Here is a 12,601-nt window from a genome sequence, read left to right on the forward strand (position 1 = left end):
AATGTTCAAACAGTTCAAAATTGCGGTCTTTCGTTAAACATAATCCAGTGGAGATTGAGGGTTATAACAATTTCTACTAATTCGTTAAAAATAACTGGTTTAACTATGTAAGCATTTACACCTATGTCATAGACATGATTGATGTCGGCATACTCCCTCGATGAGGTGAGAACTACGACTGGTAAGCGCTTGAGTTCTGGTTGTTGCCGTAACCACATCAAAACCTCAGCCCCGGATCTACGGGGGAGTTTCAGATCGAGCAAGATTAGTACAGGCAAGGGATAACGAGTGCGATCGCCATAAGGTTCCTGCCCAGACAGATACAACACTGCTGCATCGCCATCATTTACAACTTGAACTGGATTGACAATGTTAGCCTTGCGGAGCGCGCGTTGCAGCAGAAGCACATCTTTGTGATTATCCTCTACAAGTAAAATAGTGTCTTGCTCTTTACTCATGAAATTTTTGTCTTTAAAGGCAGAGGTGGAGGCGGGGGGCAGGGGGCAGGGGGAAAGACAGTTTTTCAAAACTTACTGTGTGCCCCAGAGCGTAGGGCAAGGGTTTTGCACTAAATATTTAAGACCGTAGAAAGAATTTTATGTTTGCCCGTAATCAAGAGGATTGAAAAATTTTAGGGATTTACATCTATAACTATAGGTAAATCTATCCAAAATCGGCTTCCTTGTCCAGGTTGGGATTCTACACCAACTTGTCCACCCATACGTTCGACTCCTTTGCGGACAATTGCTAAACCGATACCACTACCAGGATAAACTTCATAGCTGTGTAGGCGCTCAAAAATATTGAAAATGCGTTTATGGTGTGTTTCCTCAATACCAATGCCATTGTCTTGTACCCATAAGCGAACCAATTGATTACGTTTTTCAGTCCATATCCGTAACTGAGGTTGAACTTCCGGTGCAACAAATTTAATCGCATTGGTTAGCAAATTGGTAACTACTTGAATCAAAATAGTAGGGTTTCCCGTAACTTCAGCTAAAGGCTCTTCAACCTGCACTCTCGCCTGTCGCTGTGTTATCTCTAATTCTAGCTGTCTCAGTATTTGTATCATTAATAAAGATAAGTTAATAGGTTGTAATGGCATTTCAGTCCGGCTGAGGCGACTGTATTCAAGCAAATCTTGAACAAGCTTGTCTGCTTGCTGTGTACTTGCAATAATGCGCTGCAAATAGTCTTGTTGGTTCTCTAGGTTAGATTCCCTATCCTGGTTCTCTAGGAGGATTGAACCAAAGGCTTGGATAGCGCGTAATGGTTCTCGCAGATCGTGGGAAATTGAATAACTAAATGCTTCTAAATCTTGATTAGCTACTGCTAATTCCTGATTTCTCTGCGCTAAATCTCGATTTGCTACTTCTAATTCAGCAGTGCGCTCCCTGACTCGCTCTTCTAAGGTTTGGTTGAGTTGCTGAATTTCAATTTCAGCTTGTTTACGAGATGTAATATCTTCAATTAAGCCATCTAGTACCTGTTGTCCCTCAACTGTATTTAGAGCTATGCTTAATCCTACCCAAATAAATCTTCCATCTGCTCGTTGTAATTGAATCTCTTGCTCTTGCTGTTGAGGTGGCAGCAGTTTTTGTAGTATTGAGTAGTATTCATGGATGTTCAATAGATTCATCGCTGAGGCTTGTGATAATGAATCCAGCCCCAACAATTCCAGAAACGCTGGGTTACACTCAATAAAATTTCCATCTGGATAAATACGAAATATACCTAGTTTTAATTGGTTGAGCAAACCTTGAAGACGGATTTCAAGTAAGGTAGCTCGTCGTTTGATTTCTGTTCGTTCTAGTGCAAGTCGCACAGCAGCTGGTATCCGAATGTAGCGATTGGGTAATTTGAGGACATAATCATCTAGCCCAGACTTCATTGCCTCTACCGCAATTTCTTCACTACCTGTATTAGTAAACATAATCACTGGACAGTTTGGATACTGTTGCTTAATTGTATATAAAACTTCTAGTCCAGTACTCCAGCCCAGTTGATAGTCGGTAATAACCAAATCAAATTCGCCTGCTGCTACTGCACTAGCAAAGCTAGAGGCTTCGCGAATTTCTTGAGGTTGAAATTGCGGAAATTCTCGCCTCAGTTCTCGGATCGTTAAGGCGCGATCGCCTGGATTATCATCAATTATCAGAATGCGGAGTACTTGCGTCATTCGTATCGTTGCTGTGAGGAACGGCTTTTGGCAGGGCAATCCAAAAGCGACTACCAGTACCTAATTGCGATTCTACTCCGGCTCGACCGCTCATTCGCTCTAACCCTTTGCGAACAATTGCTAAACCAATACCAGTACCTGGATAGATTTCCACGCCATGCAGTCGTTCAAACACCCGAAAAATGCGCTCTTGATGTTCTGGTGCAATGCCGATGCCGTTGTCTACAATAGACAATTGTATCGAATCTTGCTGCTCCTCTGCATAGATTTCTAGTTTTGGCTGTATTCCAGGCTGCACAAATTTCATCGCATTGCTGAGTATATTGGTTACTACCTGAACAAGGGTAGAGCGATGAGCCATCACTAGCGGCAAGGGTTTTACCACCGTGATTTGTGCAAGCTGTTCCTGAAGTTGTGTGCTGAGTTGTTTTAAAGCTTCTTCGACAACATCAGTTAAATCAACTTTTTGCATTTGAATTTGGGCACGGCTGAGGCGGCTGTATGCTAGGAGTTCGGCAATTAGGGTGTCCATTTGGACTGCACCCTCTGTAATATATTGAATGTATTCTTGCCCAACGGAGTCTAGTTTATCTGTGTAATCTTCTTGCAATGCCTGAGCAAAGCCTTGCATAGTACGTAACGGTGCGCGTAAATCGTGCGATATCGTGTAAGTGAACGCTTCTAGCTCTTGATTTGTTTCTTGCAACTGTGCAGTACGTTCGGCAACACGCTGTTCTAGTTCCAAAGCGTAATTTTGAAGTTGTTCGCGTAGCAGAGATTGTTGGATAGCGATCGCTAACTGAGCCGCCACCTCTACCACAACATCTTGTGCTTGAGCATCAAAAACAGCTGTCTGAGTCGCCGCTAAGTTGAGTTCTCCTAGTAGCGTTTCTTCAACTAACATCGGAATCCGCAAACAACAACGCATTCCCGCTGCATACAGCTGTGCTAAAATAGGTGGGTAAAGCTCAACATTTGTCAAGTCTTTAACATAACTAAGGTTTTGCCGTAAGCTTTGATCGGGCGCAAAGTCTGATACTGCCATCTTTGTACCTTCAAGCGGTTGTAATTCTTTAGTGCTGCTGCCTGCGACAATCTCAGCTGTACCTGCCTCAAAATTAAATAGGGCAACAAATGCTTGCTCATAGGGTACTAACTGACGCATTTGTGTCAGCGCACTTCGGACTAAAGATTTGATACACTCAGCTGCTAGAATTGCGCGGTCAATATTATGTAAAGCAGCAAGTCTGCGGGCAGAAAGCTGAACATTTTCAGTTTGTACTTGCGCAGTTTTGAGAGCATTCTCGTAATTGTCAGACACATGTGTAATTTGCCGCCGAATAAAAAAGGCAAGGATGCCACCAGCAGCAAGCGACAGGATTATGCTAGTAAAGATGACTCGCTCAGTAGTCTGTTGGACTGCTTGGTTGCGTTGATACCGTAGCTGCTCTTCAGTAGCAATAAAATCACTAATTTGATTTCGCATCGCGTCCATGCTCTGTTTGCGAACCTGAATTGCTGATAGGGGTTCAGTTTCACCTCTTTGTTTGCGGGCGATCGCTTGAGAAATAGAGTTCTTCCAGCCTGTTTCCTCTGCCTTGATTTGCCTTAAGCGTTGATTTTGTTGGGGATTATCTGAAACTAAATCACCCAACTCATCAAAAGTAGTATTAATGGTAGAGTTAGCTTGCTGATAAGGTTCAAGAAATTCTGGCTTACTTGTAATCTGGTATCCACGTACTCCTGTCTCTAGATCCAGTAACAGTTTTTGTAAGGCATTTGCTCTGGCAATGACTTGATTAGTGTGATCGACCCATTGCATAGCCTTGAGCAGGCGGTTAATTTGCCAGATTGAAACTCCTGACAATGACAATAACAGGATAATTGGCAGAGCGATCGCGCCGATCAGCCTACGTTTGAATGCAACTTGAGTAATTTGCAGCATTTACTTATGCTATAGCAGCACTTGTACAGTAAACGACACTATCTTGAAAATAACTTTGTTTACGTAGCTGCTTTGAACACGAGCTTCAGAACTGTCTAGGGGACAACGCCAACTTCTGTTGTCATTGTTTTTTCCTCACATTTCTAGCTTCCGGCCAACCATATACCACAAACCCACGGCATAGCGGATGTAATTGAGTTCTGTAAAACCTGCTTTCGCAAACTCGTACTCGAAGTTGAAATGGATAAAGTCATCCAACCACGGTTCTTGAAAAGAAGCACTGAGGGCGTATTCACCCCGATAGGTGTCAGCATATAGTACCCAACCTCCGGGTTTGGTAATCCGGTACATCTCCTTCAGAATCTTAGGCGTCCACTCTTTAGGTGTCTCGTGAAAGAGTAGTGATGATGTGACAAGATCGAAGGAGTTGTCAGGGTAGCCAGTGTTACGGGCGTCCACCTGCTCGAAGGATGCCTGCTCACTTAATCCAGCCTTGTTAAATTTGTGCTGACTAATCACCAGCATATAAGGTGAAACATCAGTAATGCGAAAGGTGGCCTGTGGAAACCGCTGTGCCAGTGCCAGCGCTCCACCAGCCGTACCTGCACCAAGCTCTAGCACCGTCTCAATTTGAGCGTCTTCAGGAATTAGTTCAGCCATTGTCTCGCGCAACTGCTGGCAACTAACATTGTGGCTGAGGGGAATAATCGCATCCATAGCAGCATCCCAGGCTAAACACGACTGAGGGTTAGTGTAGGAATCTGTTGACCCATGAATGGGAGCGTGGATATAATCAGGGTAATATTCATGCTCAGTATGGTAGCTTTTGAGTTCCTCTTCCCAATTAATTGAGGCATATTCCTGCATTACTGAGGGCATTGCTGCGGTGATACGTTGAATTACCTCGGTTCGATACGCTTGTTTTTTTTCTGCGTTCCATCTCGGCATAATCATCTCCTACTTATACTCGTTACTGGTGTTCCTAGATTCCAATCTGGGAACGAGAAATAAACTGCAAATACAATAGAGCAATACTCCAGACAGTTTTTAATAGAGCCAATTCACAAGAAAGCTATCGTTCTGGTGCTGGTTAAAACAAACAAGCACCGGAACGATAGCTATATGTAAATTGTACAGAGTCTGCTAGAAAAATGGGCGGTTTGGGAAAACCACAGATGAAGAAGTTCACAAAAGAATATTGTCATCTCTAGTCATGTACCAACGCGCCAAGACAGTTTACTCTATATCAAGCCATCAGGAATTGAATGACTGAGTTTGTAAGCCACTTTAACTAAAGAGTGAACGGTGCTACTAGTGTAAAAGTGGCATCGTTTAAAAACAAGTTATCAGTGGTATACGGGTCAATATATAGCTTGAAGTTTCTGTGACGTATGTAGTAAGTAGGAAAATTATATGACTGAAAAGAAACATTTGTTAAACTTGCTAAACCAGGTTTTATACAAAACGTTGCATCAGCTTTTAACTGTGCAGTATTGTCATTGCGATCTAATCTAATTTGAAAATTTTGATGTCTTAAGTAGTATCCTGGCAAATTTGAGGATTCAAATGAAACACAGTTAGAAGACGCTAGCCCTGACCTTATTCTAAAACTTGCGTCTCCTCTGTCTAGAGAACTTGAAATGGGGCTAACTTCGCCAAGTAAATTGCGATGACGAATATAGTAGCTACGAAGATTAAATGCTCGTATTGAGACAGCTGGTTCAACAGGACTTGAATCTGCGATCGCAGGATTAATTGATGTAGAAATAGATATAGGAAGCGCTGATAAGGTTAGCGCTAGTGCAAAGAGGTTATTTTTCATGGCTACAATCTTTTTAGATGACCATTTAGCAAAACAATGCTCTTACTTAAGAATTGTAGTATTAATTCTAAAAATGCTAGAAATTAGTTAGAAATATTCACATAATTCGTCTTAAGCTTAAAGCTTCGTGCGATGAAAATACTCTTATTAATTGCTGTATTAATCCTGAGCTAATTAAACTCTAAAAAAACAAATTCTACGTAAAACTATGTTTATATGAAAGTTAAAGATTGAACAAAGTATCAGGGCTGAATGTTACTAAAATAGGCATTTCAGCTTTTGTTAATGCCATTGGCATCAACGCGCTAGGGGCGCAAGACCTTGCGCCCCTACGACAGGTGTAGTTCAAATACATGAAAACTACTGTAAATTAACTCTCATGCCCATTAGTCTGCCTAAGTAATGGGGATTGCGACATTCCCTAATATCTTGGAGCGGCAGATGTAAATAAAGCTAATACCAATTTGGGAAAAGAACACAACAGATACCTGAGTAGAGGTGCGCAGCTACCTGTATGCCCCTACAAGTAATCCATCTGTCGCAAAGATTAATTAAATTGGTATAACTGTTTAAATTTAAGTAAATACTGAAAAAAATCTGAAAAATTCCGCTAAAGTCTTATTTAAAACAAACTTTATTCTTTCTACAAATGAATATAGAAGAAGCACTAGTAATTTTAGATACATTTCTTGAACATGGCTTAAGTGATGTTCAGGAAATCATATTTCGTAAAGCTTGGGAAGGACAAACTTATCCAGACATTGCCGAAAGCTGTGGTTACGATGCCAATTATATAAAAGATGTTGGTTCTAAGTTATGGAAGCTACTTTCACAAGCTTTCGGGGAGGAGGTGACAAAAAGTAATTTTCGCTCAGTATTGAGACGGCGAGGCCTCCAGCGCGCTTTGCCTACGCAAAATAGCGTTTTGTCAGAAAAACTACAACCTGTGCCAGCAGTCTTGAGACAGTCTCAGCCAACAAGCAGAGCCAAAGATGCGATATCAGCGTCTTCTTTGGTAATCGAAAAACAAGACGAAAGAAAAACCCCAGTCTCTAATCCCGACTTTTTAGAAAATCCTGGTGGCTCAGTGCCCCTAAATTCCTTTTTTTACATAGAACGTCCGCCAATTGAAGAACGCACCTATACCGAAATCAATAAACCTGGAAGCCTAATCAGAATCAAAGCCCCCAGCAAAATGGGAAAAACCTCTCTAATGCACAGAATTCTGACTCATGCCAAACAGACTGGGGTACACACTGTACAGATTGGTTTACAGAGGGCAGATAGTCAAGTTTTCACTAGCTTGGAAAAATTCTTACGCTGGTTTTGTGCGAATATTAGCCGACAGTTGAACCTAGAAATCAGACTAGATGATTATTGGGATGAAGATATTGGTAGCAAAGTTAGCTGCACATTGTATTTACAGGAGTATTTGCTAGAAAAAATCGACGCTCCGGTAGTCTTAGCTTTGGATGAAGTGAATCGAATTTTCGAGTATCCAGAAATCTCTAGAGATTTTCTGCCGCTACTGCGTTCTTGGTATGAGGATGCTTCCGAATTAGAAATCTGGCAAAAACTGCGATTAGTAGTAGTTCATGCCACTGAAGCTTATATCCCACTAGATATTAATCAATCACCTTTCAATGTGGGACTGCCGATTAAGTTATCAGAATTTAGTTTAGAGCAGATGCAGGATTTGGCAGTGCGTCATGGATTGGATTGGGCTCAAGGTGAGAAAGGATTGGAAAAGCTGGCTCCTCTACGAGCAATGATTGGTGGTCATCCTTATTTAGCTCGTCTGGCTCTTTATAACCTGGGAAATCAAACAGTAACCCTAGAGCAGCTATTACAAGAGGCTCCCACAATTGCTGGCATCTACAGCAACTATTTACGGCATCATCTAGCAAATCTTCAAGAACATCCGGAACTTGCGATCGCACTCAAACGGGTAGTTACCTCTCCTACAAGTGTACAACTAGAAGCGATCGCTGCTTATAAATTAGAAAGTATGGGTCTGGTAAAACTTGAAGGAAATCAGGCAATGCCTAGCTGTGATTTGTACCAGCTATATTTCCAAGAGCAATTAACCTAAACGCTATGAATAAGTACGAATATCAAATTGGCGGTAGTCTCAAAGTCGATGCTCCTAGCTATGTAGAACGGCAGGCTGATTTTGAACTTTATAATGCTTTAATTCAAGGTGAATTTTGTTATGTATTTAGTTCCCGACAAATGGGTAAATCTAGCTTGCGGTTACAAACAAGGCATAAATTAGAACAAGCAGGCTATAGTTGTGCTTCTATCGACATGACTCGCATCGGCAACGGTAATATTACTCCTGCTCAATGGTATAAGGGCATAGTAGTTGACTTATTAAGGAGCTTTAATCTCTTTAGCAAAGTTAATATCAAAGCTTGGTGGTCAGAGCGGGAAGATTTACCTGCGTTACAGCGATTGAGCCAGTTTGTTGAAGACATTTTATTAGTTGAACTAAAAACTGAAAAAATATTTATTTTTATTGATGAAATTGATAGTGTTTTAGGTTTAAATTTCCCGGTAGTCGATTTTTTTACTTTAATTCGCTCGTGCTACAATCAACGAGCCGAAAATCCAGAATATAACCGTCTAACTTGGGCGCTGTTCGGAGTCGCAACCCCTTCAGATTTGATTGCCGATCGCAACTGTACCCCATTTAATATTGGTAAATCTATTGAACTACACGGTTTTAATTTATCGGAAGTTCAGCCATTAGCCGCAGGTTTAGAAAGTAAAGTAGCTAATCCAATGGCAGTCCTAAAAGAAATTTTAGCTTGGACAAATGGACAGCCATTTCTAACTCAAAAACTATGTCAAATAGTAGTGCAAGAAAGAACCTCTGGAAGCAAAGATGTTCAGGAACACAGAAGCATAGAAGTTGATGAACGTTATAAATTGGATAACCATTTACCGATTATTAATCAACATTTGATAAATTTTTATTACCAATTTCCCTTGTTAATATTAGAAAAACTAGTGCAGACACATATTATTGATAAATGGGAAGCAAAAGACGATCCAGAGCATTTGAAAACAATCCGCGATCGCCTGCTGATAAATGAGCAACGTACTGGAGGTTTGCTAGGACTATATCAGCAAATTTTACAAGGAATTCAGATAACTAGTGATGATGGAGAAGAACAAATAGAACTGCTATTGTCGGGTTTAGTAACCAAGCAGCAAGGGCAACTAATAGTAAAGAACCGGATTTATGAAGAGGTTTTTAACCAAACTTGGGTAGAAAAACAACTAGCAAAATTACGACCCTACTCCCAAGCATTTAACGCTTGGGTAGCCTCAGATCGCTGCGATAATTCCCGACTATTACGCGGGACAGCTTTACATGAAGCTCTGGCTTGGTCGCAAGGCAAAAGCTTGAGCGATTTAGATTATCAGTTTTTAGCAGCTAGCCAAGAATGCGATCGCCGAGAAGTTGAGACATGGTTAGAAGCAGAACGAACTAAAGAAGTTAAAGCTAGACTAGTTCAAGAGCAAAAAGCAGCTAGATTTCAAAGATTATTTTTTATAGGCGCGTTCGGTTGGGCATTAATAGTTGTTTTAGGATTGGCGATGGTGACTTTCGAGTATAAAAAGCACTGTTCAGTGACCTCAAAGCAATTACTACATCAACCATAATACTAAACCTCATCTAAGTTGAAACCTAGAGTTTTTGAAAAAATATATTTTGTAGGTTGGGTGGAGTGAAACGCAACCCAACATTACCACCAAATTTTATGTTGGGTTACGCTATCGCTGCACCCAACCTACAAAACTACTAAGACTAATGAAAGATTTGTAATTGCTAACCTGTAATGGTAATATCAAAATATCCTTATTAAATGTTTACCGTAAAAATTATTACAAATTACACCAAGTATAAAATCTAAACTTATTGAGAACATTGTTATGTATTATATTTTAAGTGGATTATTTTTTCTTTTTGGATCAATATTTTATTATCTTGGCAGTGATAACACAGCAATCATTAATTTGCTTATGGCTATATGGTTTATATTAGTAGAAATTTCGATAAACTTAAAAAAATAAATATTATCTATGTACAGTAAATCGAAAAGTTTTGATTTACCCAAATATTAACCAGAATAAAAGATATACTAACGAACAAGTTTTAGCACTTTTTTCTACGTGCCTCTGCTTTTAGCGATCGCACCTTGGGAAAACTTTTCAATTTACTGAGTTTAGAATAAATCCTCTATCTCAGCATATTTCCGCAACCGTGGTAGACACTGCCGTTGATAGAAACTGCTTAATGTCGCAATTGACAGCCCAAAGTCTTTAGATAATTCTTTCCAACTAACTTCCGGGGGTAAGCGTTTGAGAATTAATACCTGACAATTTACGTCTGGACGCCCTTTAATGTGAGTACTACGTAGTTCCATATCCGAGTCTGTCTCCACCCATGTCTCCAGGTTTTCCAAAATAGGAGGTGCTTGGGGGGTAGCTGGTATATTATCTATCGGGTCAATAGTTTCACCAATCTCACCTGACTTAGACTGATGAACCCTAAAGGAGACTGTTGTGGCTTTTTCCCGGTTTTGGTTGAGATAAAAGTCTTGTAGTCTGCGTTTTAGGTAAGCATCTAGCCAATTAATCACACTACCTTGAGTGGAGTCATAGGCTTGACCTGTTAGACCATCACAAACATTGCGGCAGAAATACAACCAAGTTTGTTGCAGTGCGTCTTGATAGTAGGGAGTATTTTCCTTCCAGAGTTTACCTTGTGTCAAACGAATGATTTGCGTGAGCAACTTCTGACGTTGAGGGCTTCCTGGTGGATGTCTACGGGCTTCGGCAACTAAGGATGCTAGCTGTTTATTTAGATCCTCCTTAACTGAAGTGCTAGACAACAGATGCCTGACTTCCTGGCTTACTGGTAGTGAATGACTCTGAATATCCAAATCAGTAGTAACATTTTCTACAGTCAGAGAGTTGTTGCTCGCATTATCAGTTTTAACAGCAATGCTATCCATATTTCCTTGCTCAGATGCCTGAATACAACGATGAATTGCTTCTTCAGGCGGGATAAAATCTTGGTTTATACTATTTTTTCGCATCTTATTTTCTTTCCTGAAGTATTTTTTTTGGGCATACTTTGCAGACTTGATGCAGTAGCCAAACATTTCTTTGCTTGATTTTTGATGCTATCTATGATTATCTGTCAGATATCAGAGATGATAACAACATGGTTGCAATGGACAATACACTTTTGTTCGCCGATTCAATTCAATCCACATAATCAACTCAGTAAGAGGAAATAATTAAATGTAAAATGCAAATCAGAAGAACCTGTTACTGTTGGGCTTTTCCCTTCTGCTTCTACTTAGTTAGACCTTCTTGAGGTTTTGGATTGAAGTTTACTTTAACCATACCTTTAATTTAGTGAATCACTCACTTTTTAACAGCATGAAAAAGTCATAATTTGTCAGGAATTTTGCTGTCAAAGTTTTATTAATTTATGTAAAAAATGTTGCTAACGTCAGAAAAAATCTTTTTTCCCACCTGTGTTAGCAGTTTTAGATTAGAAGTCTTGACTAAAGGTATAGCGAGGGACTGGGGACTGGGGACTGGGTGAAAAGTATTTTTATGTCTAAGTTTTATCATCTGTTGATGTCCTAATCACCAAGGCTTGTGCTATATCTTCTAGCAATCTCAGACTACTTATTCATTTACGGAAGTTTTGATACAAAATACTTTAGCGGCTTGCTGAAATGATATTAGTAGGAGATGATATCACGGACGCTAGCACAATGGTATTCTTGTCCGTTTAACTCCAGATAATTGACAGTTATTTCCACGGCTATGTCCTGACCATCTTGAGTTCGTTGACTAGACTCAAAAGTGAGAGAGCCTTTTTGTCTAACTTCTTCCCAGTGCGATCGCCAAGTAACCGTCGAAAAATTTGGATCTATATCGTAAACAGTCATGGTCAACAATTGGGCGCGGGAGTAGCCAAGATGACGACAGGCGGCTTCATTCACGTAAACTAGCTGGGCATCCGAATTTACAAAAAAGATAGAATCCTTAAATTTATCTAAATAAAACTGACTAAGGCGCAGGGCTGATTCTGCCTTTTGGCGATCGCTAATTTCCTGCTGCAAAAGTATATTTTGCTGGGTCAGTTGTTTTTGCAACCTTCCGATAGTCAAGTTATTTTCTACACGGGCAAAAACCTCTTCTTCACTAAAAGGTTTGGTAATATAATCCACTCCCCCGACTGCAAAAGCTTTAACTTTGTCAAAAACTTCATCCAAGGCGCTAATAAAAATCACCGGAATGTCGCGGGTTTTCTCTGAGGCTTTCAAATGTTGACAGACTTCATAACCATTCATTTCTGGCATCATGATGTCAAGCAAAATTAAATCGGGCGGTGCAGCTTGTGCTGTTTTCAAAGCTGTTTGTCCGTTAATAACTCTCCGAATTTCATAGCCAACCTGAGTTAGCATAGCGGATAAAAGTCGCAGATTATCGGGTGTATCATCAACAACAAGAATATTTGCTTTTGGTAGCTGAACTTGATGGTTATCCATATTTATTAGAAATAATTTATTAGAAAATAATTCAAAAGTCAGAAATCAGAATTCAGAATTTAATTGGAGTC

The 12,601-nt window shown here is 40.2% G+C and carries 9 protein-coding genes; 2 read left to right on the top strand and 7 right to left on the bottom strand.

The window, feature by feature from the left end:
* Positions 1–14: 14 nt before the first annotated feature.
* From RM049_RS30675 to RM049_RS30695, 5 genes are all read right to left on the bottom strand, one after another.
* Positions 15–458, bottom strand: coding sequence for a response regulator (locus RM049_RS30675; RefSeq protein WP_322671665.1), 444 nt, complete (start codon positions 456–458; stop codon positions 15–17).
* Between the two features lie 173 nt (positions 459–631).
* The gene (locus RM049_RS30680) at positions 632–2,179 is read right to left on the bottom strand and encodes an ATP-binding protein (protein WP_322706849.1); all 1,548 of its coding nucleotides are present in this window, start codon (positions 2,177–2,179) and stop codon (positions 632–634) included.
* Positions 2,148–4,124 (bottom strand): CHASE3 domain-containing protein, encoded by a 1,977-nt coding sequence (locus tag RM049_RS30685; protein WP_322706850.1) that lies wholly within the window; start codon positions 4,122–4,124, stop codon positions 2,148–2,150. Before RM049_RS30685 ends, RM049_RS30680 begins: the two co-directional genes overlap by 32 nt.
* A 135-nt stretch (positions 4,125–4,259) precedes the next feature.
* Positions 4,260–5,072, bottom strand: a complete 813-nt coding sequence (locus RM049_RS30690; RefSeq protein WP_322664422.1) for a class I SAM-dependent methyltransferase — start codon at positions 5,070–5,072, stop codon at positions 4,260–4,262.
* 343 nt (positions 5,073–5,415) lie between these two features.
* Positions 5,416–5,946 (bottom strand): AbfB domain-containing protein, encoded by a 531-nt coding sequence (locus RM049_RS30695; RefSeq protein ID WP_322706851.1) that lies wholly within the window; start codon positions 5,944–5,946, stop codon positions 5,416–5,418.
* A gap of 649 nt (positions 5,947–6,595) precedes the next feature.
* On the opposite strand from RM049_RS30695, the gene RM049_RS30700 reads away from it, so the two are divergent.
* Together RM049_RS30700 and RM049_RS30705 are read left to right on the top strand one after the other, a co-directional pair.
* The gene (locus tag RM049_RS30700; RefSeq protein WP_322706852.1) at positions 6,596–8,038 is read left to right on the top strand and encodes an AAA-like domain-containing protein; all 1,443 of its coding nucleotides are present in this window, start codon (positions 6,596–6,598) and stop codon (positions 8,036–8,038) included.
* A 5-nt stretch (positions 8,039–8,043) separates the two neighbouring features.
* Positions 8,044–9,618, top strand: coding sequence for an AAA-like domain-containing protein (locus RM049_RS30705; protein WP_322706853.1), 1,575 nt, complete (start codon positions 8,044–8,046; stop codon positions 9,616–9,618).
* Between the two features lie 563 nt (positions 9,619–10,181).
* Here the strand turns inward: RM049_RS30705 and RM049_RS30710 are convergent.
* Together RM049_RS30710 and RM049_RS30715 are read right to left on the bottom strand one after the other, a co-directional pair.
* Positions 10,182–10,850 (bottom strand): sigma-70 family RNA polymerase sigma factor, encoded by a 669-nt coding sequence (locus RM049_RS30710; RefSeq protein WP_322706862.1) that lies wholly within the window; start codon positions 10,848–10,850, stop codon positions 10,182–10,184.
* A gap of 867 nt (positions 10,851–11,717) precedes the next feature.
* Complete coding sequence (locus RM049_RS30715; RefSeq protein WP_322686169.1) at positions 11,718–12,530, bottom strand: response regulator; 813 nt, start codon at positions 12,528–12,530, stop codon at positions 11,718–11,720.
* Between the last annotated feature and the right edge of the window lie 71 nt (positions 12,531–12,601).

Source organism: Nostoc sp. DedQUE04, assembly GCF_034530995.1.
GTDB lineage: Bacteria > Cyanobacteriota > Cyanobacteriia > Cyanobacteriales > Nostocaceae > Nostoc.